General features: G+C 56.0%; 25 protein-coding genes. 18 read left to right on the top strand and 7 right to left on the bottom strand.

Features of this window, described 5'->3' with window-relative positions:
- Window positions 1-68: 68 nt before the first annotated feature.
- The 4 genes from ACXIZX_RS19850 (at window position 69) to ACXIZX_RS19835 (ending at window position 4,319) form a co-directional block, all read left to right on the top strand.
- Window positions 69-2,003: a PTS mannitol transporter subunit IICBA gene (locus ACXIZX_RS19850; protein ID WP_008104656.1), complete on the top strand. Its 1,935-nt coding sequence runs from the start codon at window positions 69-71 to the stop codon at window positions 2,001-2,003.
- Window positions 2,004-2,097: 94 nt separating this feature from the next.
- The gene (gene mtlD, locus ACXIZX_RS19845) at window positions 2,098-3,246 is read left to right on the top strand and encodes a mannitol-1-phosphate 5-dehydrogenase (protein WP_008104658.1); all 1,149 of its coding nucleotides are present in this window, start codon (window positions 2,098-2,100) and stop codon (window positions 3,244-3,246) included.
- Window positions 3,247-3,306: 60 nt separating this feature from the next.
- The gene (gene mtlR / locus ACXIZX_RS19840) at window positions 3,307-3,852 is read left to right on the top strand and encodes a mannitol operon repressor MtlR (RefSeq protein WP_175501725.1); all 546 of its coding nucleotides are present in this window, start codon (window positions 3,307-3,309) and stop codon (window positions 3,850-3,852) included.
- A 104-nt stretch (window positions 3,853-3,956) separates the two neighbouring features.
- Window positions 3,957-4,319 (top strand): YibL family ribosome-associated protein, encoded by a 363-nt coding sequence (locus ACXIZX_RS19835; RefSeq protein WP_008104662.1) that lies wholly within the window; start codon window positions 3,957-3,959, stop codon window positions 4,317-4,319.
- A gap of 7 nt (window positions 4,320-4,326) precedes the next feature.
- Here ACXIZX_RS19835 and ACXIZX_RS19830 read toward each other — a convergent pair whose 3' ends face one another.
- The 3 genes from ACXIZX_RS19830 to ACXIZX_RS19820 all read right to left on the bottom strand — a co-directional run bounded on the left by ACXIZX_RS19830 (window position 4,327) and on the right by ACXIZX_RS19820 (window position 7,281).
- Window positions 4,327-5,289, bottom strand: coding sequence for a VirK/YbjX family protein (locus tag ACXIZX_RS19830; RefSeq protein WP_479404790.1), 963 nt, complete (start codon window positions 5,287-5,289; stop codon window positions 4,327-4,329).
- Between the two features lie 188 nt (window positions 5,290-5,477).
- Window positions 5,478-6,095, bottom strand: a complete 618-nt coding sequence (gene sodA, locus ACXIZX_RS19825; protein WP_479404789.1) for a superoxide dismutase [Mn] — start codon at window positions 6,093-6,095, stop codon at window positions 5,478-5,480.
- A 160-nt stretch (window positions 6,096-6,255) separates the two neighbouring features.
- Window positions 6,256-7,281, bottom strand: coding sequence for a LacI family DNA-binding transcriptional regulator (locus ACXIZX_RS19820; protein WP_061719315.1), 1,026 nt, complete (start codon window positions 7,279-7,281; stop codon window positions 6,256-6,258).
- Window positions 7,282-7,575: 294 nt separating this feature from the next.
- Here ACXIZX_RS19820 and ACXIZX_RS19815 point away from each other — a divergent pair, with 294 nt between their 5' ends.
- The 4 genes from ACXIZX_RS19815 to alsE are packed head-to-tail and all read left to right on the top strand — an operon-like array spanning window position 7,576 to window position 10,333.
- Entirely contained in the window at window positions 7,576-8,019 is a 444-nt protein-coding gene (locus ACXIZX_RS19815; protein WP_008104669.1) for a PTS sugar transporter subunit IIA, read from the top strand.
- Window positions 8,020-8,034: 15 nt separating this feature from the next.
- A complete protein-coding gene (locus ACXIZX_RS19810) occupies window positions 8,035-8,301 on the top strand; it encodes a PTS sugar transporter subunit IIB (protein ID WP_008104674.1) in 267 nt (88 codons plus the stop codon).
- Window positions 8,302-8,345: 44 nt separating this feature from the next.
- Window positions 8,346-9,605: a PTS ascorbate transporter subunit IIC gene (locus ACXIZX_RS19805; RefSeq protein ID WP_061719314.1), complete on the top strand. Its 1,260-nt coding sequence runs from the start codon at window positions 8,346-8,348 to the stop codon at window positions 9,603-9,605.
- 50 nt (window positions 9,606-9,655) lie between these two features.
- Window positions 9,656-10,333 (top strand): D-allulose 6-phosphate 3-epimerase, encoded by a 678-nt coding sequence (gene alsE, locus ACXIZX_RS19800; RefSeq protein ID WP_154194608.1) that lies wholly within the window; start codon window positions 9,656-9,658, stop codon window positions 10,331-10,333.
- Between the two features lie 65 nt (window positions 10,334-10,398).
- Here alsE and ACXIZX_RS19795 read toward each other — a convergent pair whose 3' ends face one another.
- Complete coding sequence (locus ACXIZX_RS19795) at window positions 10,399-11,739, bottom strand: aspartate aminotransferase family protein (RefSeq protein ID WP_479404788.1); 1,341 nt, start codon at window positions 11,737-11,739, stop codon at window positions 10,399-10,401.
- A gap of 174 nt (window positions 11,740-11,913) precedes the next feature.
- Here ACXIZX_RS19795 and ACXIZX_RS19790 point away from each other — a divergent pair, with 174 nt between their 5' ends.
- Entirely contained in the window at window positions 11,914-12,690 is a 777-nt protein-coding gene (locus tag ACXIZX_RS19790; protein ID WP_479404787.1) for a DeoR/GlpR family DNA-binding transcription regulator, read from the top strand.
- Here the strand turns inward: ACXIZX_RS19790 and fdhD are convergent.
- Window positions 12,687-13,478 carry a formate dehydrogenase accessory sulfurtransferase FdhD gene (fdhD, locus tag ACXIZX_RS19785; protein WP_353621005.1) on the bottom strand — a complete coding sequence of 264 codons (792 nt, stop codon included), beginning with the start codon at window positions 13,476-13,478 and terminating at the stop codon, window positions 12,687-12,689. The genes ACXIZX_RS19790 and fdhD overlap by 4 nt on opposite strands.
- Window positions 13,479-13,648: 170 nt before the next feature.
- Between fdhD and fdnG the strand changes: the two genes are divergently transcribed.
- The 9 genes from fdnG to ACXIZX_RS19740 all read left to right on the top strand — a co-directional run bounded on the left by fdnG (window position 13,649) and on the right by ACXIZX_RS19740 (window position 23,798).
- Entirely contained in the window at window positions 13,649-16,696 is a 3,048-nt protein-coding gene (fdnG, locus tag ACXIZX_RS19780) for a formate dehydrogenase-N subunit alpha (RefSeq protein ID WP_479404786.1), read from the top strand.
- A gap of 11 nt (window positions 16,697-16,707) precedes the next feature.
- Window positions 16,708-17,607, top strand: a complete 900-nt coding sequence (fdxH, locus tag ACXIZX_RS19775; RefSeq protein ID WP_154156908.1) for a formate dehydrogenase subunit beta — start codon at window positions 16,708-16,710, stop codon at window positions 17,605-17,607.
- Window positions 17,607-18,248, top strand: coding sequence for a formate dehydrogenase cytochrome b556 subunit (gene fdoI / locus ACXIZX_RS19770; protein WP_179452872.1), 642 nt, complete (start codon window positions 17,607-17,609; stop codon window positions 18,246-18,248). The genes fdxH and fdoI overlap by 1 nt, the downstream gene beginning before the upstream one ends.
- Complete coding sequence (gene fdhE / locus ACXIZX_RS19765) at window positions 18,248-19,174, top strand: formate dehydrogenase accessory protein FdhE (RefSeq protein ID WP_061719309.1); 927 nt, start codon at window positions 18,248-18,250, stop codon at window positions 19,172-19,174. The genes fdoI and fdhE overlap by 1 nt, the downstream gene beginning before the upstream one ends.
- 104 nt (window positions 19,175-19,278) lie before the next feature.
- Window positions 19,279-19,890, top strand: coding sequence for a glutathione S-transferase (locus ACXIZX_RS19760; protein ID WP_008104691.1), 612 nt, complete (start codon window positions 19,279-19,281; stop codon window positions 19,888-19,890).
- Between the two features lie 8 nt (window positions 19,891-19,898).
- On the top strand, window positions 19,899-21,278 hold the full coding sequence (gene selA / locus ACXIZX_RS19755) for an L-seryl-tRNA(Sec) selenium transferase (RefSeq protein ID WP_479404785.1): 1,380 nt from the start codon (window positions 19,899-19,901) through the stop codon (window positions 21,276-21,278).
- Entirely contained in the window at window positions 21,275-23,128 is a 1,854-nt protein-coding gene (gene selB / locus ACXIZX_RS19750; protein ID WP_479404784.1) for a selenocysteine-specific translation elongation factor, read from the top strand. The genes selA and selB overlap by 4 nt, the downstream gene beginning before the upstream one ends.
- A gap of 111 nt (window positions 23,129-23,239) precedes the next feature.
- Window positions 23,240-23,524, top strand: a complete 285-nt coding sequence (locus tag ACXIZX_RS19745) for a type II toxin-antitoxin system ParD family antitoxin (RefSeq protein WP_176973244.1) — start codon at window positions 23,240-23,242, stop codon at window positions 23,522-23,524.
- Entirely contained in the window at window positions 23,511-23,798 is a 288-nt protein-coding gene (locus ACXIZX_RS19740; RefSeq protein WP_286176375.1) for a type II toxin-antitoxin system RelE/ParE family toxin, read from the top strand. The genes ACXIZX_RS19745 and ACXIZX_RS19740 overlap by 14 nt, the downstream gene beginning before the upstream one ends.
- A gap of 67 nt (window positions 23,799-23,865) precedes the next feature.
- On the opposite strand, the gene glyS is transcribed toward ACXIZX_RS19740, so the two are convergent.
- Window positions 23,866-25,935, bottom strand: a complete 2,070-nt coding sequence (gene glyS, locus ACXIZX_RS19735) for a glycine--tRNA ligase subunit beta (protein WP_061719303.1) — start codon at window positions 25,933-25,935, stop codon at window positions 23,866-23,868.
- A gap of 9 nt (window positions 25,936-25,944) precedes the next feature.
- Window positions 25,945-26,856 (bottom strand): glycine--tRNA ligase subunit alpha, encoded by a 912-nt coding sequence (glyQ, locus tag ACXIZX_RS19730; RefSeq protein WP_008105242.1) that lies wholly within the window; start codon window positions 26,854-26,856, stop codon window positions 25,945-25,947.
- Between the last annotated feature and the right edge of the window lie 112 nt (window positions 26,857-26,968).

Genomic DNA, 26,968 nt, shown 5'->3' with positions numbered 1-26,968 from the left:
CGCCGTAACGTTCAAACAAAAACAAACGCGCTCTCTTATTGCAGCGCGTCTCAATAAGGGGTGGGTTTATGTCCTCATCAGTAAAGGTCAAGGTTCAGAGCTTTGGTCGCTTTCTGAGTAATATGGTGATGCCTAACATCGGTGCGTTTATCGCATGGGGTATCATCACTGCGCTGTTCATCCCAACCGGATGGATTCCAAACGAAACGCTGGCGAAACTCGTCGGCCCAATGATCACCTACCTGCTGCCGCTGCTGATTGGTTTCACCGGTGGACGTCTGGTTGGCGGCGATCGCGGTGGCGTGGTCGGTGCAATTACCACCATGGGCGTGATCGTCGGTGCCGATATGCCGATGTTCCTCGGCTCCATGATTGCCGGTCCGCTGGGCGGCTGGGCGATCAAGTCCTTTGACCGCGCCGTTGATGGCAAGATCAAAAGCGGCTTCGAGATGCTGGTTAACAACTTCTCGGCCGGTATCATCGGTATGCTGCTGGCGCTGTTAGCGTTCCTGGCAATCGGTCCACTGGTTGAAGGCCTGTCACACATTCTCGCCGCTGGCGTGAATCTGATGGTGCAGAACAACCTGCTGCCACTGACGTCGATCTTTGTTGAACCGGCGAAAATCCTGTTCCTCAATAACGCCATCAACCACGGTATCTTCTCTCCGCTGGGTATCCAGCAGGCGAGCGAGGCCGGCAAATCAATCTTCTTCCTGATTGAAGCCAACCCAGGTCCGGGTATGGGCGTGCTGGTTGCCTACATGATGTTTGGTCGCGGTAGCGCTAAACAATCTGCAGGCGGTGCAGCGATCATCCACTTCCTTGGTGGTATCCACGAAATTTACTTCCCATACGTGCTGATGGCGCCGCGTCTGTTGCTGGCAGTTATCCTTGGCGGTATGACTGGCGTGTTCACCTTGACGCTGCTGAACGGCGGCCTGGTTTCTCCGGCTTCTCCAGGTTCCATCCTGGCCGTGCTGGCGATGACGCCAAAAGGCGCTTACTTCGCGAACATCGCGGCCATCATCGCTGCATTTGCCGTCTCCTTCGTGGTCTCTTCAATCCTGCTGAAAACCAGCAAAGTGAAAGAAGATGACGATATCGAAGCGGCGACACAGCGCATGCAGGATATGAAAGCGCAGTCGAAAGGTCAGGCCGTTGCCGGTTCACCGGTTGCTGGCGACGCGATGAGCGTTGACCTGAACCACGTACGCAAAATCATCGTAGCCTGTGACGCCGGTATGGGTTCAAGTGCGATGGGTGCAGGCGTGCTGCGTAAGAAAGTGCAGGACGCGGGTCTGAGCAATATCTCCGTCACCAACACGGCGATTAACTCGCTGCCGGGCGACGTCGATCTGGTGATTACCCACCGCGATCTGACCGAACGTGCGATGCGTCAGGCACCGCAAGCGCAGCATATTTCGCTGAACAACTTCCTCGATAGCGCACTGTACAGCAACCTGACCGAACGTCTGGTTGCCGCTAACCGCAGTGAAGCGCGTCGCGAAACCGTGCAGACCACGCTGGCTGACAGCTACGACGAAGGCAATGCGCACCTCTTCAAACTGGGTGCAGACAACGTGTTCCTCGGTCTGAGCGCCACCCATAAAGAGCAGGCGATTCGCTTTGCGGGTGAGCAGCTGGTGAAAGGCGGCTACGTGCAGCCGGAATATGTTGAAGCGATGCTGGAACGTGAAAAGCTGACGCCAACTTACCTTGGTGAATCCATTGCTGTGCCACACGGTACCGTAGAAGCGAAAGACCGCGTGCTGAAAACCGGCGTGGTGTTCTGTCAGTATCCGGCAGGCGTGCAGTTTGGTGATGAGCCAGAAGACGTGGCGCGTTTGGTGATTGGTATCGCCGCTCGCAATAACGAGCACATTCAGGTGATTACCAGCCTGACCAACGCGCTGGATGATGACAGCGTGATTGAGAAGCTGGCGAATACCACCAGCGTGCAGGACGTGTTGGACCTGCTCTCAGGCAACACCGTTAAAGCGTAATACCACGTTTTACCTTCCCTGGGGCGGGTAAGCCCGTCCCACATTTCCGGGGCGGACTTGCCCGCCCTTTCGTCATTTGATATGGGTCAAATTTATGAAAGCGTTACATTTTGGAGCAGGTAACATTGGTCGCGGTTTTATCGGTAAGTTACTGGCGGATGCCGGCATCGAGCTGGTGTTTGCTGACGTCAATCAGGTGGTACTTGATGCCCTTAACGCCCGTCATGAGTATCCGGTTCATGTGGTTGGCGAGCAGGCAAAAGTCGAAATCGTAACAGGCGTCAGCGCCGTCAACAGCACCAGCGATGACATCGTTGCGCTGATTGCTGAGGTTGATATCGTGACCACGGCGGTTGGCCCGCAGATTCTGGAGCGCATCGCCGGTGGCGTCGCCAAAGGTCTGGCTAAACGCAGCGACAGCGGTAACGTCCGTCCACTCAACATCATCGCCTGTGAAAACATGGTGCGCGGTACCAGCCAGCTGAAACAGCACGTGCTGAAAGCGCTGCCAGAGCAGTATCACGCGTGGGTTGAAGCGCATGTTGGCTTCGTTGATTCTGCTGTAGATCGCATTGTGCCGCCGTCCGAAGCTGGCACCACCGATCCGCTGGAAGTCACCGTGGAAACCTTCAGCGAGTGGATTGTTGATAAAACCCAGTTCAAAGGTGAATTGCCAAACATTCCTGGCATGGAATTAACCGACAACCTGATGGCCTTCGTTGAGCGCAAGCTGTTCACCCTTAATACCGGTCACGCCATCACCGCGTATCTCGGTCAGCTGGCCGGTCACGCTACTATTCGTGACGCGATTCTCGACGAGAAAGTGCGTGCGGTGGTGCAAGGCGCGATGCAGGAAAGCGGCGCAGTGCTGATCAAGCGTTATGGCTTTGAAGCTGATAAGCATGCTGCTTACATCCAGAAAATCCTCACCCGCTTCGAAAATCCGTACCTGAAAGATGACGTTGAGCGCGTAGGTCGTCAGCCGCTGCGTAAACTGAGCGCGGGCGATCGCCTGATCAAGCCAACGCTGGGCACCATTGAATACAACCTGCCGCACACCAATCTGGTGCAGGGCATTGCTGCCGCCATGCATTATCGCAGCGAAGCCGATCCGCAGGCGCAGGAACTGGTTGCGCTGCTGGCAGAAAAAGGCCCGCAAGCCACGCTGGCGGAAATTTCTGGCCTGGATGCCAATAGCGAAGTAGTCACCTCAGTGGTGAGCGCTTACAACGCTATGGCATAATGCGCGCCCTTTAGTGGTTAACTCGGGCGCGCTTGCGTGCCCGCTGGCGGTAGCTGAACGATGCAGGCAATGATGGAAGAGAAGCAGGCTTTTGAAAACCGGGTGCTTGAGCGCCTGAACGCCGGTCGTTCGGTGAGAAGCTTCCTGATCGCCGCCGTTGAGCTGCTGACCGAAGCAGTTAACCTGCTGGTGCTGCAAGTGTTTCGCAAGGACGATTACGCGGTCAAATACGCAGTAGAGCCGCTGCTGCTGGGTAATGGTCCGTTGGGCGAACTCTCGGTTCGCCTCAAGCTGATTTACGGCCTGGGCGTGATCAATCGCCATGAGTACGAAGATTGCGAACTGCTGCTGGCGCTGCGTGAAGAGCTGAATCACGACATCAGCGATTATCGTTTTACCGACGATGAGATCCTCGGCCCGTTTGGCGAATTGCACTGCGTAGTCGCCTGGCCGCCGCAGCCGGATTTCAACCGCGACGACGAGCAACTGCGCTCAATGCAGCAGCAGCGCTATCTGCAGATGGTGCGTTCAACCATGGTGCTGTCGCTCACCGAGCTGATTTCACGCATTTCGCACAAGCAGGTGTTTAAAAAGCCGGCGTTATAGGGTCGCCATTCATGGCGACCAGGCGAGCATGAATACGCGCCACGCTGCAAAACTGCGTAGATTTGTGTATCCTTTGCCTGTTTTCCTTAACGAGTTTTCCCCCAATGAAAGAACAAGAAAAAGCCGAGATTAAACTGCTGAGCGATCAGCTCGATGCGCTCAACCGCAAAGAAGCCCCGCTGTTAGCCTCTGGCGATGCCGAAAAGCTCGGTGAACTGCTGCGTGAAAAAGAGAAGCTGGAGCTGGAAATTGAGCGCCTGCGCAGTGTGCGCACCGAGAAGCTGAGTAAAGAAGCGCAACAGCTGCAGAAGCTGGGCTTTAGCCGCGAAATCACTAAAAAAGAACAGGCCAACATGGGCGCATTCAAGAAAAGCGTGCGCGGCCTGGTGGTGGTACACCCAATGACCGCGCTCGGACGTGAGATGGGACTGAAAGTGATGACCGGCTACGCCAAGCAGCCGTTCTAATCTTTACTTACGCGGCGTGTGAGACGTCGCGTAGGATGCCAGCCGCCTGATGAACTTGTTCATTCAGACTGTCCAGCAAGGCATAGCGACGGCGATACTCGGCGCGCTTCTTGCTGGCAATCTCTTCCAGATCTTTACGCTCCACGCGTAACGGCAACGCAAACAGCTCATCAGCGCGCGCCACGCCACCCAACGACAACCAAAACTCGCTGTAGCTGGCAAAGAACTTATCGCCTTTACTGTGACGGTAGCGCAGGCTGCGGAACACGTGTGTGGTATCGCCAACGGCGGTGATCGCCTCAACGCCACACTGCTGCGCCAGATTAAATACCGCTTCCATCAGCAAACGTTTCGGGAATACGCCGTGTGCCGCTTTGGTGGCATCGCGAATCACGTCGTTGGAAATATGTTTACGCGGTCCCTGCAATCCACCAATTAATAAGGTGCGTTTGTTCTGTTCGCCAATAATTGAGAAAGAGAGCGAAGCAATTAACTGGGTTTGATAATGCAGTTCCAGGGTAATTTCACCTTCACGGTCAAAACGTCCCGGACAGCAGTGAATCACAAACGCCTCGTCATTTTTGCCGCTCAACGTGGCCAGCAAATTATCGCCCGGACTCTGCAACAGCTGGCGCAGTGCCGCATTATCTAACTGCTCCATCAACGTGTAGTGATCGATGATCGCCTGCGCACGTTGCGCCACGCTGAATCCCGCACGCAGATAAGGACGATGTGGCTTTGCCGGCAGCAAACCCTGCATGGTCAATAGCTGCGGCAGCGCAGACAATTTCGCTAACTGGTGCAGATAATTAAAGGTCGTCACAGGAAAGACTAGCGACCTTAAGGCAAATTTCGCGCGAAAACTTCCGCTATTCCATAATTTATTCGGCCTGAACTTTCCGCTTATTAATGGTAAAAACAGCGGCGCTGACGAATCATTATTCGTCACAGAAGTTGTGATAGTAGACATGATTATTTAGGCTTAGCGAGACAAATTGTCGCTACTATATGCCCCAAATTATCAACGGCAGGTTAATAAGCTTTCGCCGCGCAATAATCGTACGCGTGAATATTCAGGTCGTTTAGAAAGGGTTTAAAAAAGACGAAAAAAAACCGGTGAAATCATCACCGGTTTCATGTTGCGGCTATAGCCCGAACTTACTTAGCAGCAGCGAAACGCGCTGCAGCTTCGTCCCAGTTCACAACGTTCCAGAATGCTTTGATGTAATCAGGACGTTTGTTCTGATACTTCAGGTAGTAAGCATGTTCCCAAACGTCCAGACCGATGATCGGAGTGCCTGAAACGCCAGCGACCGCTTCACCCATCAGTGGGCTGTCCTGGTTTGCGGTTGAAACCACAGCCAGTTTGTCGCCTTTTTTCACCAGCCACGCCCAGCCTGAACCGAAGCGAGTGGTAGCGGCTTTCTCAAACTCAGCCTGGAAAGCTTCAACGCTACCGAAATCTTTTTCGATCGCGGCTTTCAGGTCGCCCTGCAGCGAGGTGCCCAGCTTCAGACCTTTCCAGAAGAAGCTGTGGTTAGCGTGGCCGCCTGCGTTGTTACGCAGTGGACCTTTTTTGTCTGCTGGCAGCTGATCCAGTTTAGCGATCAGTTCTTCTACCGGCAGGTTAGCGAATTCGGTACCTTCCAGCGCAGCGTTAGCGTTGTTAACGTAGGCCTGGTGGTGTTTAAAGTGATGGATTTCCATCGTCTGCTTGTCGAAGTGCGGTTCCAGTGCGTCGTACGCATACGGCAGGGATGGCAGTGAATAACTCATGTTCTTCCTCTCCATTTTAGTGTTTTGCAGCACCACCTCACTGGGCGTGCCGCGTAAGCAGTCGGATCATTATAGTTAAAAACATGATCCGTAAAAGGGTTATCAATGCCTTAGAATTGATAAGGATTTGATGAATCTGGGAAAAGGTGCGCACGCACGGCTACACCTTGTGGCTGCTGGCGCGCAGTTTAAGCTGCACCGGCAGTTCATTGATGGCTGGCGGTTCATCGCCTTTGAGCGCCGCCAGCAGACGTTTACCTGCCGTGCGCCCCATCTCTTCATACGGCAGCACAATGCTGGTCAGCGGCGGAGAACACACCGCCGCTAGCGGGCCGCCGCCGATGCTGGCAATCGCCAACTGGCTGGGAATCGCAATCCCCGCCGCATGGCACGCCATGATGGCACCGCAAGCCACTTCATCGCTGGTGCAAATCAGCACATCCAGCTCTGGCCAGGTTAGGCGAATTTCTGCCAGCAAGCTGTGCCCGGCGGCAAAGGTTGGCATTTTCGGCGATGTCACCACGCGATGCGGCGCCTGATTCATCGCCAGCATGCCGCTGTGCCAGCCATTCAGCAGCTGGCGGAAGATGGTGTTATTACTTTGCGTGCACAACAAACCGAGATTGCGATAACCGCGCTCGACCAGGCTTTGCACCAGTTGGCGAATCGCTTTGGCGTAATCGACACCAATGCTGATCCCCGCCGAGTCCTGATGCACACCGCCAATATCCATCACCGGCAATCCGGAATTGCTCAGCAGACGATGCGCTTCGGCGGCGTTATCGAAATTGAAATGCACCATCGCCGCCGGATTATAGGAGAGCAGCATTTCAATCAATTCGCTCTCTTCCGCAGCCGAATGATTGGCTTCCGCCAGCATCATGTTGTAGCCCTGCGGCCGCAGCACTTCCTGCAGCGCTTCCGACACAATTGCACTGCCCGGCGTGGCAAACGACGGCACCACCATGGTGATCAGGCGTGATGTCGCCGAGGCGAGATTACTCGCCTGCACGTTCGGCACATAGGAGAGCTCAATCACCGCCGCATCGATTTTAGCGCGAATTTCAGGCGACACTTTTTCCGGCATGCGCAACGCACGCGATGCTGTCATGGTGCTTACACCTACCAAACGGGCAACATCGGCTAAAGTACTTTTGCCGGTACCGCGCCGCTTTTTTTCTGTCATGCGATCTCCTGCATTACTCGCTACTTTTTTGCCAGGACGCAGCTTAAAACCAAATCTGTTAACGCGCCATGTGAAAAACCACAGTTTCGGGCATCCCTCACCCCGCGATCTTTTCAGAATGCTGAGCATGTCAGGTGCTTGCAACGAAGACAAACGCGCAGCTAGGAAATGTTAGCGATAACACGTTTTTTAACAATAACGGTGTTAGCGCTAACTTTTGCGACAATCATCACAGAAAACCGCTGAGAAAATAACCTACATTGCACCCCATCGACGAATAAACAGGAATTACTGATGCTCACTCAATGGCTAACACCGCAACATATTCGTGTCGTAGAGCAGGTTAGCGACTGGCAGGAAGCGGTGCGTTTATCCGCCGAACCGCTGCTGGCCGCGGGAGCCATCAGCCCGGCTTATCTCGATGCCATCTTCACCTCGCATGCCGAGCTCGGTCCGTATTACGTGCTGGCGCCGGGTCTGGCGATGCCACATGCCCGCCCGGAACAAGGCGCGCGCAAAAACGGCCTGTCGCTGCTGCATGTGAAGAATGGCGTGAGCTTTCAGGCCGATGAGAACGATCCGGTTTATGTGGTCATCATGCTGTGTGCGGTGTCTGGCGACGATCATATTCAGATGATCACCGCATTAGCCGACGTGTTCAGCGACGAATCCCGCCTGCAGCAGTTGCTGTCGGCTTCTACCCTGTCAGCGATTGAAGCTGTCATTGAAAATAAATAACCAGAGAACCCTATTATGAAAAAAGTGCTGATTGTGTGTGGAAATGGTTTAGGCAGCAGCTTCATTGTTGAAATGAACGTGAAGAAGATTGTGGCGGAATTGGGTAAAGAAGCCGAAGTGGGCCATACCGATTTAACCTCAGCGAAATCTGAACAGGCCGATTTAATTATTGCCGCGAAAGATATTGCTGATCAATTAGCCGGACACAGCGCGAAAGTCGTTGGCCTGACTAACCTGCTGGATAATGCAAAAATCAAAGAAATTATCGCTGAAAACATTTAATAACCTTGTAAGGCAAGTACACGCTACTTAATACGGAGTAGGTTATGCTGCAATTTATTATAAAGGATGTTCTTGGAACACCCGCAATACTTGTCGGCCTTTTTTCCCTGTTTGGTTTATTACTGCAAAAGAAACCGGTTTCTGATGTTATTTCCGGTACGCTTAAAACCATCATGGGTTTTGTTATTCTCATCGCCGGGGCCAATTTAATTGCGGCCACATTGACCATCTTCAGCCAGCTGTTTGAGCACTCGTTTAATATTCAGGGCGTGGTGCCAAATACCGATGCAATGGCCGCGCTGGCGCAGAAGAGTTACGGCACCGAAACCGCCATGATCATGGTGTTCGGTATGCTGGTGAACATCTTGCTGGCGCGTATTACACCGCTGAAATACATCTTCCTGACCGGTCACCACACGCTGTATATGTCGGCGATGCTGGCGGTGATTCTGTCAGTAGGCGGCATACACGGTTTCTGGCTGGTGCTGATTGGTTCGCTGATTCTCGGCACCATGATGGTGGTGTGCCCGGCGATTCTGCAGCCGTTCACCCGCAAAATCACCAACTCGGACGATCTGGCACTCGGCCACTTTGGCTCAACCGGTTATCTGCTCTCTGCGTTAGTCGGCAAAGTGGTCGGTAAAGGCAGCCCGTCGATTGAAGAGCTGAAGGTGCCGAAAACCCTCAACTTCCTGCGCGACTCATCGGTAGCGATTTCGCTGACCATGATGATTCTGTTTATCGCATTGGTTCTGGTTGCGGGTAAAGCGTTCACCGAAAGCATCAGTGGCGGCCAGAACTACATTGTGTTCGCCATTATTCAGTCGATTACCTTTGCTGCTGGCGTCTACATCATCCTCGCCGGTGTGCGTATGGTGATTGCGGAGATCGTGCCGGCCTTTAAAGGCATCGCCGATAAGCTGGTACCCAACGCCAAACCGGCGCTGGATTGCCCAACCGTGTTCCCGTTCGCACCGAACGCGGTGATCATCGGCTTCCTGTCGAGTTTCTCCGCCGGGTTGATCAGCATGTTCCTGTGCCCGCTGTTTGGCCTGAGCGTCATCGTTCCGGGTCTGGTGCCGCACTTCTTCTGCGGTGCAACTGCTGGCGTCTACGGCAATATCACCGGCGGACGTCGTGGCGCAGTGATTGGCGCCTTTGTGCAAGGCCTGCTGATCTCCTTCCTGCCAGCGATTCTGCTGCCGCTGATGGGCGACCTCGGCTTTGCTTCCACCACCTTCGGCGATGCCGACTTCGGCATTGTCGGTATCGTGCTCGGCCACATTATTTCGTTCTTCCATTGATGTCATCAACAGCGCCTGCGGGCGCTGTTTTTGTAATGAGGAAATAAGTTATGCAAGCCAAATTTTCCCCCTCCTTAATGTGCATGGATCTCACACGTTTCCGCGAGCAGGTCGAAGCGATGAATAGCACCGCCGCCTTTTATCATGTCGATATTATGGATGGCAGCTACGTGAAGAATATTACGCTGTCGCCGTTTTTTATTGAGAACCTGCGTAAAATTACCGATGTGCCGATTGACGTGCATTTAATGGTGAATCATCCGGAAGACATTATTCCGATGTGCATTGAGGCAGGCGCAGATATTATTAGCTTCCACCCGGAAACCGCCAATAATAAAATATTCCGCCTGCTGACGCAGATTAAAGACGCGGGCCGTCGCTGCGGCGTGGTTTTAAATCCGGCCACGCCGGCAGAAAGTATTCGTGAATATGCGCATCTGCTGGATAAAGTGACGGTGATGTCGGTAGATCCGGGTTTCGCCGGCCAGAAATTTATTCCGGAAACGCTAAATAAGATTCGCCAGCTGATCGCCATGCGCGAAGAGCACGGTTATCACTATCTGACCGAAATTGATGGTTCGTGCAACGCGCGCACCTTTAAACAAATCGCCGCTTCCGGCGTCGATGTGTTTATTGTCGGTACGTCAGGATTGTTTAATCTGGATGATGATGTGGCACAGGCGTGGCAGAAAATGGAGAGCATTTTCGCCGAGGAAACCGCAGCGTAATACCCCGTAGGGTCGCCATTCATGGCGACCTTATTCATTACCGCACCCTATCCACAGTGACTGTTTTACCGCCCCAACTCACTCAACGACTTATCCAGCGCGCCCACCAGCCAGTCGATATCCGCTTCCTGGAACGCCAACGGCGGACGCAGTTTCAGCACGTTACCGTAAGGGCCCGCCACTGACGTCAGCACGCGGTGTTCGCGCAGTTTTTCGATCAAATCCAGCGCCAGCGCTTTGTCCGGCGCTTTGCTGGTGCGGTCCTGCACCAGTTCGAAACCAATAAACAGACCCGCACCGCGTACGTCGCCGATCGATTCATGGCGATCCATCAATTTCTGCAACTCACCTAACAGTTTGGCGCCCACCACGCGGCTGTGCTCCTGCAAGCCCTCTTCCTTAATCACCGTCAACACCGCTTGCGCTGCGGCCATCGCCACCGGATTACCGCCAAAGGTGTTGAAGTAAGGAATTTCATCACTGAACGCGGCAAGGACATCGCTTTTCGCCAGCAGACCCGAAACCGGAATGCCGTTGCCCATTGGCTTGCCAGTGGTGATGACATCAGGCACTACGCCGTGACGCGCAAAGCCCCAGAACGCATCGCCGGTACGGCCAAAGCCCGGCTGCACTTCATCGGCGATGAAAATCCCGCCGTTGGCATGCACCACATCGACCGCTTTTTGCAGGAAGCCGCGCGGATTCGGTAATACGCCATCGGAAGAGAAGATCGAGTCAGCGAGGAAGCCAGCAAACTTAATGCCGTGCGCTTTCATATCGTCGATCTGCTTCTGAATTTCATTGGCAAACCACTCGCCGAGATCCGGCGCATTCACACGATAAACATCCGGCGGTGAAACCAAACGCGTGGTTGCCGCCAGCGGCTGTCCGCTGCCGAGCGCGGGCGACACGCCTGACGTGAGATCGCTGGTGCCGTGATACGCCTCCTGCGACACAATAATGCCGGTGCCGCCGCTGAAAGCTCGCGCCACACGGATCGCCAAATCGTTGGCTTCCGAACCGGTACACATATACATGGCGCGATCGATGGCATCCGGCGTGGTCGCCAGCAGCTCTTCGGTGTAATCGAGAATGCGTTCGTGCAGATAGCGCGTGTGGGTATTCAGCATCTTCATCTGCTGATTGACCGCCTCAATCACCGCCGGATGGCAGTGACCAATGCTCGCCACGTTGTTGTACACATCAAGATATTTATCACCGGCGGCATCCCACAAATACTGCCCTTCGCCGCGCACTAAGTGCACCGGCTTGCGGTAAAACAGGCGATACGACTCGCCCAACACTTTGCTGCGCTTGTCGGTGAGCTTGCGGGTTGCCGCATCCAGCCCGTCGGCGTGCTCAGCACGAAAACTGTTGGTATCCATGATGGTAGAACGTGTAGCCATGGTAACTCCCGTTGCGAAGGTGAAAGGGGTGCATGCGAAATCGCCGTTTGCCAATATCATGCCTGCTTTGGCGACAAATGCAACCAAATACACAAATACAACCAAATACACATGACGGCGTCATGACACTCAGGTAAGCTTAGGCCCAGGTTGAACACGCCACAGGGAAAAGTCATGCTGCAGGAAACCCGCTTACACCGCATTCGCGCGCTGCTGACCACGCAACATCAGCTCAGCACCGAACGCATCATCAACGAGCTTGGCATTTCGCGCGAAACCGCGCGGCGCGACATTATTGAGCTGGAAGCGCAGGGATTGGCGCGGCGTGTACATGGCGGTTTGGTTGCCGTAGATAGCCAGCCGGAGCCGCCATTGCAGGTGCGCCGCAACGCGCAGGCGAAAGAGAAACGCGCGATTGCGGTTGCCGCCGCGCAGCATCTTCAGCCCGGCCAAACGCTGTTCCTCGATGCTGGCACCACCACCACCATGCTGGCCGAACAGCTGCGCAGCATGTCGGGTTTAACCATCATCACCAACAGTTTGCAGGCCGCGCTGGCGCTGAGCGCAGCGGAAGAGCATGAGACGTTGAATAATCAGGTGATTTTGCTTGGCGGCATGATGATGGCAGGCGCGCAGCAAACGCGCGGTGAGATGACGATCGGCGAAATTTTTCGTTATCGCGCCGATGTGGCGCTGCTTTCGCCGGTCGGCATCGATGCTAAAAACGGTGCCAGCAGCTTTCATCCCCACGAAGCGGCGATTGCCCGCGCCATGGTGCAGCAGGCGAATCGCACTATTCTACTGGCGGATCACAGCAAACTCGGCGTGATAAGCCGCACCGTTTACGCACCGATTGCGGAAGTTGATCTGCTGATTTGCGACAGCGGCGCGGCCAAACCTGGCGCGCTGGCGGCGCTGCAACAGGCGTTGCCACAGGTGCAGGTGGTTTAACGCAGGCGCTGCGGATGGCTGTAAACCGTGGCGCGACCCGGTTTACTGAAACCGACCAGCGTGAGATTACAACGTTCAGCCACCTCAACGGCGAGCTGCGTTGCCGCCGAAACCGCAAACAGAATCTCCACGCCGCACATAGCGGATTTCTGCACCATCTCATAGCTGGCGCGGCTGGAAACCAGCACCGCGCCCTGCTGCCACGGCTGCTGGCTGCGATTCCCCAGCAATTTGTCCAGCGCCACATGGCGACCCACATCTTCATAGCCGCCCTGCAATTCACCTTCTGGCGACATCCACGCCGCCGCGTGCGTGCAGCCGGTGAGATTGCCGATCAGCTGGTAATCGCGCAACTGCGCCAGGCCTTTATCGAGGTTAGCTAAATCAAAAGTTTGGCTGAATGGCAGCGGCTTTAGCGGCTTACCGATTTGGTCGAGTTGCTCGACGCCACACACGCCGCAGCCGGTGCGGCCAGCCATGGCGCGGCGCTGCTCTTTCAACGCCATAAAGCGGCGGCTGGAGAGTTCAATCTGCACTTCAACACCGTTACAGCCCGGCACCACATCGATGCCGAAGATTTCATCCGGGCGCGCAATAATGCCTTCCGAGAGCGAGAAACCTAGTGCAAAAGCTTCCAAATCATTGGGTGTCGCCATCATCACAACGTGCGAAATGCCGTTATACACCAGCGCCACCGGCACTTCCTCGGCCAGCCAGTCAGTTTCCGCAAGGCTGATATCACGCCGCTGATGGACCTGCGCCTGCACCGCGCCTGAGATCTTATTCACATTAATGTGACTTTCCTGCTCATTCTCTGTCACTTTTTTCGCCTCATACAACAACCTTACTAAAGTAGTGGTATTATTAGGTCGCTATTGCCGCAATATTCGTCGGGTTATTGTGACGCCCGATCCACTGCACCGCAAAAGTACAATCAATCATGTTGAAAGGATAATCCATGAACGTCAGCCGAAGAAAATTCTTCAAGGTGTGTGCTGGCGGTATGGCAGGGACAACGGCAGCGCTGCTCGGCTTTGCGCCAGAGGTAGCGCTGGCGGAAACGCGGCAGTACAAACTGCTACGCGCGCGCGAAACCCGTAACACCTGCACTTACTGCTCAGTTGGCTGTGGCTTGTTAATGTACAGCCTCGGTGACGGCGCGAAAAACGCCAAAGAGACCATTTTCCACATCGAAGGGGATCCGGATCATCCGGTGAGCCGCGGCGCATTGTGCCCGAAAGGCGCAGGCCTGCTCGACTTCATCCACAGTGAAAGTCGCCTGCAATACCCGGAATACCGCGCGCCTGGCTCCAATAAATGGCAGCGCATTAGCTGGGACGATGCCTTTGATCGCATCGCGAAGCTGATGAAAGCCGACCGCGACGCTAACTTCGTGGCGCAGAACGCCGCTGGCGTGACGGTAAACCGTTGGCTCTCCACCGGCATGTTGTGTGCTTCCGCATCCAGCAACGAAACCGGCTACTTAACCCAGAAATTTACCCGATCGCTCGGCATGTTAGCGGTCGACAACCAGGCACGCGTTTGACACGGACCAACGGTAGCAAGTCTTGCTCCAACATTTGGTCGCGGTGCGATGACCAATCACTGGGTCGACATCCGTAATGCCAATCTGATCGTTGTGATGGGCGGTAACGCCGCTGAAGCGCATCCCGTGGGATTCCGCTGGGCGATGGAAGCCAAAATTCACAACAAAGCCAAAATTATTGTTATCGATCCGCGTTTCACACGAACCGCATCGGTAGCCGATTTCTATACACCGATCCGCTCGGGCACCGACATCACTTTCCTGTCGGGCGTACTGCTGTGGCTGCTGCAAAACGAAAAAATCCAGCGCGAATATGTCGAGGCGTACACCAACGCCAGCCTGATTGTGCGTGAGGATTATCATTTTGAAGATGGCCTGTTCAGCGGTTACGACGAAGCGAATCGCAAGTACGACAAAACCAGCTGGAACTACGAGTTAGGCGATGACGGCTTCGCCAAACGCGACACCACGCTGACGCATCCGCGCTGCGTGTGGAACCTGTTAAAACAGCACGTCAGCCGCTACACGCCAGAAATTGTTGAACGCATCTGCGGCACGCCGAAAGATGACTTCCTGCATGTCTGCGAACTGCTGGGCGAAACCAGCGCACGCGATCGCACCACCTCGTTCCTGTATGCGCTCGGCTGGACGCAGCACTCGGTTGGCGCGCAGAACATCCGCACCATGGCGATGATTCAGCTGCTGTTGGGCAATATGGGCATGATTGGCGGCGGCATTAATGCGCTGCGCGGCCACTCGAATATTCAGGGCCTGACCGATCTCGGCCTGCTGTCGCAGAGTTTGCCGGGTTACATGACCTTGCCGTCGGAGAAACAAACCGATCTGCAGAGTTATCTCGCCGCCAACACGCCAAAAGCGCTGCTGCCGGGCCAGGTGAACTACTGGAGCAATTATCCAAAGTTCTTTGTCAGCCAAATGAAAGCCTTCTTCGGCGACAAAGCCCAGAAAGAGAACAACTGGGGTTTCGACTGGTTGCCGAAGTGGGATAAAGGCTACGACGTGCTGCAGTACTTCGAGATGATGTCGCAAGGTAAGGTCAACGGCTATCTGTGCCAGGGCTTTAACCCGGTGGCGTCGTTCCCGAACAAGCGCAAAGTGATTGATTCACTGTCGAAGCTGAAGTTCCTCGTCACCATCGACCCGCTCAACACCGAAACCGCTACCTTCTGGGAGAATCACGACGAGTTTAACGACGTTGATCCGTCAAAAATTCAGACCGAAGTGTTCCGTTTGCCCTCCACCTGCTTCGCTGAAGAGAACGGTTCGATCGTCAACTCGGGCCGCTGGCTGCAGTGGCACTGGAAAGGTCAGGATGCACCGGGCGAAGCGCTGAATGACGGTGAAATTCTTTCCGGCATCTATTCACGCCTGCGCAAAATGTACGCCAGTGAAGGCGGTGCGCTGCCTGAGCAAGTGCTGAATATGAGCTGGAACTACCTTACGCCAGAAAATCCAGCGCCGGAAGAAGTGGCGATGGAGAACAACGGTAAAGCACTGGCCGATGTGTTCGATGATAAAGGCACGCTGCTGGTGAAAAAAGGCCAACAGCTCAGCACCTTTGCCCATCTGAAAGATGACGGCAGCACCAGCAGCGGTTGCTGGATTTTCGCCGGCAGCTGGACGCCGGAAGGCAATCAGATGGCACGCCGCGACAACACCGATCCTACCGGTTTGGGCAACACGCTGAACTGGAGTTGGGCGTGGCCGCTTAACCGCCGCATTCTCTACAACCGCGCCTCGGCTGACCCGCAAGGCAATCCGTGGGATCCAAAACGCCAAATTCTGAAATGGGATGGCGCGAAATGGGGCGGCATGGATGTGCCAGATTACAGCGCCGCCGCGCCAGGCAGCGATGTTGGGCCGTTCATCATGCAGCCGGAAGGCATGGGCCGCCTGTTTGCGCTCGACAAAATGGCCGAAGGTCCGTTCCCGGAACACTACGAGCCGTTTGAAACACCGATCGGCACTAACCCGCTGCATCCGAACGTGGTATCCAACCCGGCGGCGCGCGTGTTCAAGGACGATTTGGCATCGATGGGCCAGGCGGAGCAGTTCCCGTATGTCGGCACCACTTATCGCCTCACCGAGCATTTCCATTACTGGACCAAACACGCGCGGCTCAATGCCATCGCGCAGCCGGAACAGTTTATTGAAATCGGCGAGAAGCTGGCCAACAAGCTCGGCATCGCGCAGGGCGATACGGTGAAAGTGAGCTCCAATCGCGGCTACATCAAAGCCAAAGCGGTGGTCACCAAGCGCATCCGTCCACTCAACGTCGACGGCAAAATCGTCGATACCATCGGCATTCCGATTCACTGGGGTTATCAGGGCGTGGCGAAAAAAGGCTTTATCGCTAATACCCTGACGCCGTTTGTCGGTGATGCCAACACGCAGACGCCAGAATTTAAGGCGTTCCTGGTCAACGTCGAGAAGGTGTAAGGAGAACGAATATGGCTTATCAATCTCAAGACATTATCCGCCGCTCCGCCACCAATGGACTCACGCCTGCCCCGCAGGCGCGTAACCATCAGCAGGAAGTGGCGAAACTGATCGACGTGACCACCTGCATCGGCTGCAAAGCCTGCCAAGTGGCGTGTTCGGAGTGGAACGATATCCGCGATGAAGTGGGACATAACGTTGGGGTGTACGACAATCCCGCCGATTTGACCGCCAAATCCTGGACGGTGATGCGCTTCTCAGAAGTGGAGGAGAACGGCAAGTTAGAGTGGCTGATCCGCAAGGATGGCTGCATGCACTGCGCTGATCCCGGCTGCCTGAAGGCATGTCCATCTGAAGGCGCGATTATTCAGTACGCCAACGGCATCGTCGATTTTCAGTCAGAACAGTGCATTGGCTGCGGCTACTGCATCGCTGGCTGTCCGTTCGATGTGCCGCGTATGAATAAAGAGGACAACCGCGTGTATAAATGCACGCTGTGCGTCGATCGTGTCAATGTTGGTCAGGAACCGGCGTGCGTGAAAACCTGCCCGACCGGCGCGATTCACTTCGGCAGCAAAAGCGATATGCAGGCGCTGGCGGGTGAACGTGTGGCCGAGCTGAATACGCGCGGCTATGCCAACGCGGGCTTGTACGATCCGGAAGGCGTCGGCGGTACGCACGTAATGTACGTGCTGCACCACGCCGACAAACCGCAGCTGTATCATGGTTTGCCAGCTAACCCGAGCATCAGCCCGGCGGTGACGTTCTGGAAAGGTATCTGGAAACCGCTGGCAGCGATTGGCTTTGCCGCCACCTTCGCCGCATCCGTGTTCCATTACGTCGGCGTGGGGCCGAACCGCGTGGAAGAGGATGAAGACGAGAACCTGCATGAAAAAGAGGAGCGCGAATAATGAAAAAACGCGATCGTCTGGTGCGCTACAGCGCACCGGAACGCATCAATCACTGGATTGTGGCGTTCTGTTTTGTGCTCGCCGCGCTGAGCGGACTGGGCTTCTTTTTCCCGTCGTTTAACTGGCTGATGCACGTGCTCGGCACGCCGCAGTTGGCGCGTATCCTACATCCATTTGTGGGCACGGTGATGTTTGCCGCCTTTATCATCATGTTCTTACGCTATTGGAAACATAATCTGATCAATCGCGAAGACCTGGTGTGGGCGAAAAACATCCACAAAATCGTGCAAAACGAAGAGGTCGGCGATACCGGCAAATACAACTTCGGGCAGAAGTGTGTGTTCTGGGCTGCTATCATCAGCTTAGTCTTGCTGCTGGTGAGCGGAATTGTTATCTGGCGCCCATACTTTGCCGGCGCCTTTACTATTCCGCTGATTCGCATCGCGCTAGTGGTGCATTCGGTCTCAGCTGTGGCGCTGATCATGGTGATTATGGTGCACATTTACGCCGCGTTGTGGGTAAAAGGCACCATTACCGCCATGGTTGAGGGCTGGGTTCCGGCCGCGTGGGCGAAGAAACATCACCCACGCTGGTATCGCGAGCAGCGCCAACGCCAAACACAACAGGAAAAACGTCCCTGATGAGTATTCGCATCATCCCGCAGGACCAGCTGGAGAAAGGCGAAAAGCACACGGCGGAGCAAGTTCCGCCGTTACTTTTCCCCCGGCTGAAAAATCTGTATAGCCGCCGTGCGGCACGTTTGCGCGATCTGGCCGCGAAGAATCCGCTCGGTGATTACCTGCGCTTTGCCGCGGTGATCGCCGAGGCGCAGGAGATCGTGCTGTATGACCATCCGCTGCAAATCGACCTGCAGCAACGGCTGACGCAGAGCGCCGAGCAGGGCAAACCGCCGCTCGATATCCACACCTACCCGCGTGATGCGCACTGGCAACGTCTGCTACATTCGCTGATCGCCGAGCTGAAGCCGGAGATGAGCGGCCAGGCGCTGGCGGTGCTGGAGAATCTGGAAAAAGCCTCCACTACCGAACTGGAAAATCTGGCGCATGCGCTGCTGGAAGGCGATTTCGCGCAGGTGAGCAGCGATAAATCGCCGTTCATCTGGGCGGCGTTGTCGATTTACTGGGCGCAAATGGCGGCACTGATTCCCGGCAAAGCGCGTGCGGAATACGGTGAGCATCGCCAGTTTTGCCCGGTGTGCGCCAGCGTGCCGGTCACCAGCGTGGTGCATATGAGCGTGGGGCAACAAGGGCTGCGCTATCTGCACTGCAATCTGTGTGAAAGCGAGTGGTATGTGGTGCGCAGTAAGTGCTCCAACTGCGAACAAACCGGCGATCTGCATTACTGGTCGCTGGACAGCGAAAAAGCGGCGGTGAAAGCAGAGAGCTGCGGCGATTGCGGAACCTACCTGAAGATGTTGTATCAGGAAAAAGATCCGGCGGTGGAACCGGTGGCAGATGACCTCGCTTCGCTGGTGCTGGATGCCCGCATGGAGCAGGAAGGATTCGCGCGCAGCAGTTTGAATCCGTTTATGTTCCCCGGCGATTAAGGATTCGCCCCGACGAAAATTCGCAACAACCTTGTAGGGTCGCCATTCATGGCGACCTTCTCAATGAACGCACAAATCCACGCAGCTCAACACGGAGGCGAACGATGAAACTGATTGGCAGCTACACCAGCCCTTTTGTACGCAAAATTTCAGTCATTCTGTTGGAAAAAGGCCTGGTTTTCGAATTCGTTAATCAATCTCCGTGGACCGATGACAGCGATGTCCCGCAGTACAATCCGCTGGGCAAAGTGCCGGCGCTGATTGATGACAATCAGCTCACCTGGTTCGACTCCTCAATCATCGCGCAGGTGATTGAACTGCGCGGCGATGCGCCCGCGCTGCTGCCTGATGATGCGCTGCACGCATTGCAAATCCGTCAGCTGGAAAAACTCGCCGACGGCATCAACGACGCTGCGGTGATGATTGTGCGCGAGCAGATGCGTCCCGGCGATCAGCAATCCGAAGAGGTACTGGTGCGCAATCGCGACAAAATTCAGCGCGGCCTCGATGCGCTGGAAACCGCCGCCGCTCAGGGCGAATGGCTCAATAGCGGCACGCTGAATCTGGCTGATATCGCCACCGGCTGCATGATTGGTTACCTGAATTTCCGCCGCGTGCTGCCCAACTGGTGCGTGAATCGCCCGGCGCTGGTGAAGCTGGCCGAAAACCTGTTTGCGCGCGAAAGCTTTGCCCGCACCGTTCCGCCCACTCTCTAAGTCACCTGATGAAAACCCTTTACAGTCAATTGCCTGCGATCGACAGCCTGCTGCGCGATCCGGCGCTGCAGCCGCTGCTTGCACATCACGGTACCGCCTTTGCCACGCGCCAGCTGCGTAACATGCAGCAGGAAGCGCGCGAGCACATTCAGCAGCATCAAACCTTGCCGGAATGGCACGTAAACTGGCCCGATGAAGCGCTGCGCCGCAGCCAGCAACAGCAGCAAAGTGCGCTGCGTCCGGTGTTCAATCTCACCGGCACCGTGCTGCACACCAATCTCGGCCGTGCACAGCTGAGCGATCGCGCCATCGACGCGGTGGTTAACTGCCTGCGTCAGCCGGTCACGTTGGAATATGCGCTGGATGATGCGGCGCGCGGCCATCGCGATCGTGCGGTCAGCGCGCTGCTGTGCGAATTAACCGGCGCGGAAGCGGCCTGCATCGTCAACAACAATGCTGCCGCCGTGTTACTGATGCTGGCTGCTTTAGCACCGGGACGCGAAGTGATTGTCTCGCGTGGCGAGCTGGTGGAAATTGGCGGTGCCTTTCGCATTCCCGACGTAATGCGTCAGGCGGGCTGCAAACTGGTGGAAGTCGGCACCACCAATCGCACGCATCTGAAAGATTATCGCGCCGCCATCGCGGAAAACAGCGGCCTGCTGATGAAGGTGCACACCAGCAATTATCAGATTCAGGGCTTTACCCATGCGGTGACGGAAGCAGAGTTAGTTGAGCTGGGTGATGCTTATCAACTGCCGGTGATCACCGATCTTGGCAGCGGTTCGCTGGTCGACATGACCGAATTTGGTCTGCCCGCCGAACCGATGCCGCAGCAGCTGATCGCCGCTGGCGTCAGTCTGGTGAGCTTCTCCGGCGACAAACTGCTCGGCGGTCCGCAGGCGGGCATTATCGTCGGCAAGCAGGCGCTGATTGATCAGCTACAGTCACATCCACTGAAACGCGCGCTGCGCGTCGATAAAATGACGCTCGCGGCGCTGGAAGCCACCCTGCAACTCTATCGCCAGCCGGACACGCTGCGCGAAGCCCTGCCGACGCTGCGGCTGCTGACCCGTTCCTCGCACGATATTCTGCAGCAGGCCGAACGATTGATGCCCGCATTACAGCAGGCTTATGGTGAAGAATTTTCGCTGGCGATCGCGCCCTGTTCTTCGCAAATCGGCAGCGGATCGCTACCGGTTGAGCGTATTGCCAGTTTCGCCATCACCTTCATGCCACGCGATGGTCGCGGCAGCCAGCTTGCCAGCTTGTCACAACGCTGGCGCAGCTTAGCGCGCCCGGTGATTGGCCGCATTCAGGAAGGCAAACTGTGGCTGGATTTACGCTGTCTTGATGATGAAAGCGCGCTGATTCAGGCCATAGCACCATGATTATTGCCACCGCTGGACACGTCGATCACGGCAAAACCGCGCTGCTACAGGCATTAACCGGCGTTGATGCCGATCGCCTGCCGGAAGAGAAACGGCGCGGCATGACCATCGATCTCGGCTACGCATATTGGCCGCAGCCGGACGGGCGCGTGCTCGGCTTTATTGATGTGCCGGGCCACGAGAAATTTCTCGCCAATATGCTGGCGGGCATTGGCGGTATTCATCATGCGCTGCTGGTGGTGGCCTGCGACGATGGCGTAATGCCGCAAACCCGCGAACATCTACAGCTGCTGAGTTTGGCCGGACAGCCGCCGCTCAGCGTGGCGCTGACCAAAGCCGATCGCGTAGATGAGGCGCGCATCGCGGAAGTCCAGCTGCAGGTGGCACAACTCACGCAGCAACTCGGCTGGCTGGCGGTACCGCAATTTGTCACCAGCAGCCACACGCAGCAAGGCATCGACGCGCTGCGCCAGCATCTCAGCACGCTGGCGGAACCGGCCTTCGACCCGCGTTACCGTTTTCGTCTCGCCATCGATCGCGCCTTCACGCTGAAAGGTACTGGATTGGTGGTCACCGGCACCGCGCTGACGGGTGAAGTGAACGTCGGTGATACCCTTTGGCTCAGCAGCCTGAATCAGCCGCTGCGCGTGCGTGCGCTGCATGCGCAGAACCAATCGGTGACCCGCGCGCGGGCCGGTGAGCGTATTGCATTAAATATCGTTGGCGATGTGGAAAAAGCGCAGATCGCGCGCGGCGATTGGCTGCTGTCACAGGCAAAAGCGGAAGGCACCACGCGCTTAACCGTGGCGCTGCGTTTGCTGCAGCCGCTGAAAAGCGCATCGCAGCCGATTCATATCCACCACGCCGCCAGCCACGTCACCGGACGCATCACGCTGCTGGCGGATGATGTGGCGGAAATAGTCCTGAACGAACCGCTGTGGCTGGCGGAGAACGATCGGCTGATTATCCGCGACAGCAATGCACAGCACACGCTGGGCGGCGCGCGCGTGCTGCTGCTCAACAGTAAAAAGCGCGGCAAACGTCAGGCGGAGTATCTTGCCTGGTTGCAGCAGTTGGCCGCCGCAACAGATGATGACGCCAGCCTGCAGGCGCATCTGGCGTATCAACCGACAGAATTACGCGATCTGGCGTGGGCGCGTCAGCTTACCGAGCCCGCGCTGGATGCACTGATTGAGAACACAGCGCCGGTGCAGCTCGGTAACGCGCTAATGAGCGCTGCGCAGGCGGCACTTTGGCAGCAAAAACTATTGGAATCGCTGGCACATTTTCATCAGCAGCATCCCGAAGTGCCGGGCATCGGTCACGACCGTTTGCGTCGCGTGGCAATGCCGCATCAGCCTGCCGAATGGGTGCTAGCGCTGATTGATCAGCTGCTGGCGCAAGGCCAGCTGCAACAGCGTCAAGGCTGGCTGCATCTGCCCGATTTCAAACCGCGCTTTAATCCGCAGGAAGAAACACTTTGGCAGCAGGTCGGCCCGCTGTTTGGCGACCAGCCGCTGTGGGTGCGCGATATCGCGCTGGCGCTACAGCAGGATGAACAGGCGATTCGATCGCTGCTGCTTACTGCCGCACGGCTCGGACACATCACCGCGATCGTACGCGATCGCTACTATCGCAGCGACCAGATCCAGATCTTCGCCGATCTGATTCGCCAACGCGCCGCGCAAGAGGGCAGCACCAGCGCCGCCGACTTCCGCAACCAGCTGGGCACCGGGCGCAAAGTGGCGATACAGATTCTGGAATTCTTTGACCGCAGCGGCTTTACCCGCCGCCGTGGCAACGATCATCTGCTGCGTGACGCACGCCTGTTTCCCGCCTCATCTGACTAAAATCTCTCGCGTTGCCTCGCAGTTCAGCTTGTAACTGCGCTGCAACGCACATTCCCTGTTGTGCAAAAAAGTGCCAGAATGTAAGAAATACTCTTACATTGGATGGCAATGATGGCACGTACCATGACGATCGATTTAGGCGATGAACTGCGCGAGTTTGTTGAATCTCTGGTTGAGTCCGGCGACTACCGTACGCAAAGCGAAGTGGTGCGCGACTCGCTACGCTTGCTGCGTGAGAAGCAGGCGTCGGCCAAACTTGAAAAGTTAAAGCAGTTGATTCAGGAAGGCTTAGATAGCGGAGATCCTGTCGAATTTGATATCGATGTTTTTCTCAAAAAAATGAGAGCCAGGGTAGGCATAGATGAAAAGGACGATAAGGATAATGCCGGAAGCTGAAACCGATCTGTCGGCAATCTGGTTATATGGATATTGCAACTTTGGTCTTAAAAAGGCTGAACTGTATACGCATAAAATTTATCAACGTTTCAACCAATTATCTGAACATGAGTTAGGTCGCAGGCGTATTGATTTAGGAGAGCGCGTTTTTGCACTGCCGCATCGGGAGCATGTGATTTTTTATCGAACCGAGCCGGATAAGGTTTTAGTCCTGCGTATCTTGCATCATTCTCAGGACGCAATATCTCACATTACAAATCCACAATGGTTCTAAAACAAAAAAGGGACGATTTCTCGTCCCTTTTGTTTCGCATGGTCGCCATTCATGGCGACCATGCCAACTACTGCAGCAGCGAAATATCCGCCACCTGCAGGAACAGCTGACGCAGCTGTGCCAGCAGCGTCAGACGGTTAATACGCACCGCCTGATCGTCAGCGTTCACCATCACTTTATCGAAGAAGTTATCTACCGCTTCACGCAGCTGCGCCAGCTCAACCAGCGCATCCTGATAGCGACCTTCTGCAAAGTACGGCTGCAGCTTATCGCCCAGCGCGGTCACGAAGGTCGCCAGTTGGATCTCTTCGTTCTCTTTCAGCAGGGAAGCCTGCACGCTGTCATTCAGGGTTTCGGTCGATTTCGCCAGGATGTTCGACACACGTTTGTTGGCAGCGGCCAATGTCGCAGCAGCTTCCAGCGTACGGAAGTGCGAAACCGCCTTCATGCGCGCATCGAAATCAGCCGGACGGGTTGGACGACGTGCCAGCACCGCCTGAATGGTGTCAACGCTGTGGCCCTCTTCCTGATACCAGGTACGGAAACGGCCCAGCATAAAGTCGATCACTTCATCGACCACTTTGCCGTTGCTCAGCTTGCTGCCGTAGAGGCGCACCGCTTCTTCGGTCAGCGTTTGCAGATCGAGCGGCAGGTTTTTCTCAACGATGATGCGCAGCACGCCCAGCGCGGCACGGCGCAGTGCGAACGGATCTTTGTCGCCTTTCGGATGCTGACCAATGCCAAAGATACCCGCAAGGGTGTCCATCTTGTCGGCAATCGCCACCGCACACGCCACAGGATTTGACGGCAGATCGTCACCGGCAAAGCGCGGCTGATACTGCTCGTTCAGCGCAACCGCCACATCTTCCGCTTCGCCATCGTGGCGCGCGTAGTGCATGCCCATCACGCCCTGCGTGTCAGTGAACTCGAACACCATGTTGGTCATCAGGTCACATTTCGACAGCAAACCGGCGCGGGTAGCGTGATTCACATCAGCACCAATCTGCGCGGCAATCCAGCCAGCCAGCGCCTGAATACGATCGGTTTTATCACGCAGCGTACCCAGCTCTTTCTGGAACAGGACGGTTTCCAGACGCGGCAGATTATCTTCCAGACGCTTTTTGCGGTCGGTGTTGAAGAAGAACTCGGCATCCGCCAGACGCGGGCGCACCACCTTCTCGTTACCGGAGATAATCTGCTGAGGATCTTTGGATTCGATGTTGGTGACGAAGATGAAATTCGGCAGCAGCTTGCCCGCCGCGTCGTACACCGGGAAGTACTTCTGGTCACCTTTCATGGTGTAAACCAGCGCTTCAGCTGGCACCGCGAGGAACTTCTCTTCGAATTTCGCCGTCAGCACTACCGGCCATTCCACCAGCGAGGTCACTTCTTCCAGCAGGCTTTCGCTCAGATCGGCGATGCCGCCAATCTTCTGTGCCGCTGCTTCCGCGTCCGCTTTGATTTTGGCTTTACGCGCCGCGTAATCCGCAACGACTTTTCCGCGTTCCAGCAGCAGCTGCGGATACTGATCGGCGTTGTCGATGGTGAATTCTGGCTCGCCCATAAAGCGATGGCCGCGAATCACGCGATCGGACTGAATGCCCAGAATCTTCGCGGGGATCAGCTCGTCACCCAGCAGCAGCGTAACAGTGTGCACCGGACGCACAAACTGCACGTCGCTCGCGCCCCAGCGCATCAGCTTAGGAATCGGCAGCTTGCTCAGCGCGGTAGCGACCATTACTGGCAGCAGCGCCTGCGCGCTTTCGCCGGTGATGGCGGCGCGATGCACCAGCCATTCACCTTTATCCGTGCTCAGACGTTCCGCCTGAGCCACAGTGATGCCGTTACCACGCGCCCAACCTTCGGCCGCTTTGGTGGCGTTGCCATCGGCATCAAACGCGGCGGCGATTGCCGGGCCACGTTTTTCCACTTCGCGATCCGGCTGCGCGGCAGCCAGTTGAGCCACTTTCAGCGCCAGACGACGCGGCGCAGCAAACCAGCTCACTTCGCCGTGCGCCAGACCGGCGCTATCGAGTTCAGCGGTGAAGTGCGCAGCAAAGGCTTCTGCCAGGCTACGCAGCGCTTTCGGAGGCAACTCTTCGGTGCCAATTTCCACCAGGAAAGTTTTATCGGTCATGGCTGCCTCTTACTTGTTTTTATTGCACATCGGGAAGCCAAGCGCCTCACGGGACGCATAATAGGCTTCCGCCACGGCTTTCGTCAGGGTGCGGATACGCAGGATATAGCGCTGGCGTTCGGTAACCGAAATCGCTTTGCGGGCGTCCAGCAGGTTAAAGCTGTGCGCCGCTTTCAGAATGCGCTCGTAAGCCGGCAGCGGCAGCGGTTTTTCCAGCGCCAGCAGCTGCTGCGCTTCTTTCTCATACTGCTCGAAGCAGGTGAAAAGGAAGTCAACGTCTGCGTATTCGAAGTTGTAGGTCGACTGCTCTACTTCGTTCTGATGGAACACTTCGCCGTAGGTGGTTTTACCGAACGGACCGTCGCTCCACACCAGATCGTAAACGCTGTCTACGCCCTGAATGTACATCGCCAGGCGCTCTAAGCCGTAAGTGATCTCGCCGGTTACCGGCTTGCACTCCAGGCCGCCAACCTGCTGGAAGTAAGTGAACTGCGTCACTTCCATGCCGTTCAGCCACACTTCCCAACCGAGTCCCCACGCGCCGAGCGTTGGGTTTTCCCAGTTGTCTTCGACAAAGCGAATGTCGTGGATGGTGGGATCCATACCCAGCTCTTTCAGCGACCCAAGGTACAGCTCCTGAAGGTTGTCCGGGTTAGGCTTAATCACTACCTGGAACTGGTAATAGTGCTGTAAACGGTTCGGGTTTTCACCGTAACGTCCATCGGTCGGACGACGAGATGGCTGCACGTAAGCGGTCGCCATCGGCTCTGGGCCTAAGGCACGCAGACAAGTCATCGGGTGTGAGGTGCCGGCGCCCACTTCCATGTCCAACGGTTGGACAATGGTGCAGCCTTGACGCGCCCAGTAATCCTGCAAGGTCAGGATCAGGCCCTGAAAGGTCTTGGTATCAAACTTTTGCATGTTGAATTCGCACGCGATACGGATCGGTTAAAAAAAGAGTGCGCCAGTATACCCTTTGACCGCGGATTGTGCAGCCGGAAATCCGCGATGGATCGCCGATGTACTCTATGAA

Source organism: Candidatus Pantoea symbiotica, assembly GCF_056491525.1.
Note: the sequence above shows the minus strand (reverse complement) of the source record. Positions and strands in the feature narration are given on the sequence as shown.

Excerpts from the sequence above, each read along its gene's own strand:
- ACXIZX_RS19850 (WP_008104656.1), top strand. The coding sequence starts at position 69 with ATGTCCTCATCAGTAAAGGTCAAGGTTCAGAGCTTTGGTCGCTTTCTG.
- mtlD (WP_008104658.1), top strand. The coding sequence starts at position 2,098 with ATGAAAGCGTTACATTTTGGAGCAGGTAACATTGGTCGCGGTTTTATC.
- mtlR (WP_175501725.1), top strand. The coding sequence starts at position 3,307 with ATGCAGGCAATGATGGAAGAGAAGCAGGCTTTTGAAAACCGGGTGCTT.
- ACXIZX_RS19835 (WP_008104662.1), top strand. The coding sequence starts at position 3,957 with ATGAAAGAACAAGAAAAAGCCGAGATTAAACTGCTGAGCGATCAGCTC.
- ACXIZX_RS19830 (WP_479404790.1), bottom strand. The coding sequence starts at position 5,289 with ATGTCTACTATCACAACTTCTGTGACGAATAATGATTCGTCAGCGCCG.
- sodA (WP_479404789.1), bottom strand. The coding sequence starts at position 6,095 with ATGAGTTATTCACTGCCATCCCTGCCGTATGCGTACGACGCACTGGAA.
- ACXIZX_RS19820 (WP_061719315.1), bottom strand. The coding sequence starts at position 7,281 with ATGACAGAAAAAAAGCGGCGCGGTACCGGCAAAAGTACTTTAGCCGAT.
- ACXIZX_RS19815 (WP_008104669.1), top strand. The coding sequence starts at position 7,576 with ATGCTCACTCAATGGCTAACACCGCAACATATTCGTGTCGTAGAGCAG.
- ACXIZX_RS19810 (WP_008104674.1), top strand. The coding sequence starts at position 8,035 with ATGAAAAAAGTGCTGATTGTGTGTGGAAATGGTTTAGGCAGCAGCTTC.
- ACXIZX_RS19805 (WP_061719314.1), top strand. The coding sequence starts at position 8,346 with ATGCTGCAATTTATTATAAAGGATGTTCTTGGAACACCCGCAATACTT.
- alsE (WP_154194608.1), top strand. The coding sequence starts at position 9,656 with ATGCAAGCCAAATTTTCCCCCTCCTTAATGTGCATGGATCTCACACGT.
- ACXIZX_RS19795 (WP_479404788.1), bottom strand. The coding sequence starts at position 11,739 with ATGGCTACACGTTCTACCATCATGGATACCAACAGTTTTCGTGCTGAG.
- ACXIZX_RS19790 (WP_479404787.1), top strand. The coding sequence starts at position 11,914 with ATGCTGCAGGAAACCCGCTTACACCGCATTCGCGCGCTGCTGACCACG.
- fdxH (WP_154156908.1), top strand. The coding sequence starts at position 16,708 with ATGGCTTATCAATCTCAAGACATTATCCGCCGCTCCGCCACCAATGGA.
- fdoI (WP_179452872.1), top strand. The coding sequence starts at position 17,607 with ATGAAAAAACGCGATCGTCTGGTGCGCTACAGCGCACCGGAACGCATC.
- fdhE (WP_061719309.1), top strand. The coding sequence starts at position 18,248 with ATGAGTATTCGCATCATCCCGCAGGACCAGCTGGAGAAAGGCGAAAAG.
- ACXIZX_RS19760 (WP_008104691.1), top strand. The coding sequence starts at position 19,279 with ATGAAACTGATTGGCAGCTACACCAGCCCTTTTGTACGCAAAATTTCA.
- selA (WP_479404785.1), top strand. The coding sequence starts at position 19,899 with ATGAAAACCCTTTACAGTCAATTGCCTGCGATCGACAGCCTGCTGCGC.
- selB (WP_479404784.1), top strand. The coding sequence starts at position 21,275 with ATGATTATTGCCACCGCTGGACACGTCGATCACGGCAAAACCGCGCTG.
- ACXIZX_RS19745 (WP_176973244.1), top strand. The coding sequence starts at position 23,240 with ATGGCACGTACCATGACGATCGATTTAGGCGATGAACTGCGCGAGTTT.
- ACXIZX_RS19740 (WP_286176375.1), top strand. The coding sequence starts at position 23,511 with ATGCCGGAAGCTGAAACCGATCTGTCGGCAATCTGGTTATATGGATAT.
- glyS (WP_061719303.1), bottom strand. The coding sequence starts at position 25,935 with ATGACCGATAAAACTTTCCTGGTGGAAATTGGCACCGAAGAGTTGCCT.
- glyQ (WP_008105242.1), bottom strand. The coding sequence starts at position 26,856 with ATGCAAAAGTTTGATACCAAGACCTTTCAGGGCCTGATCCTGACCTTG.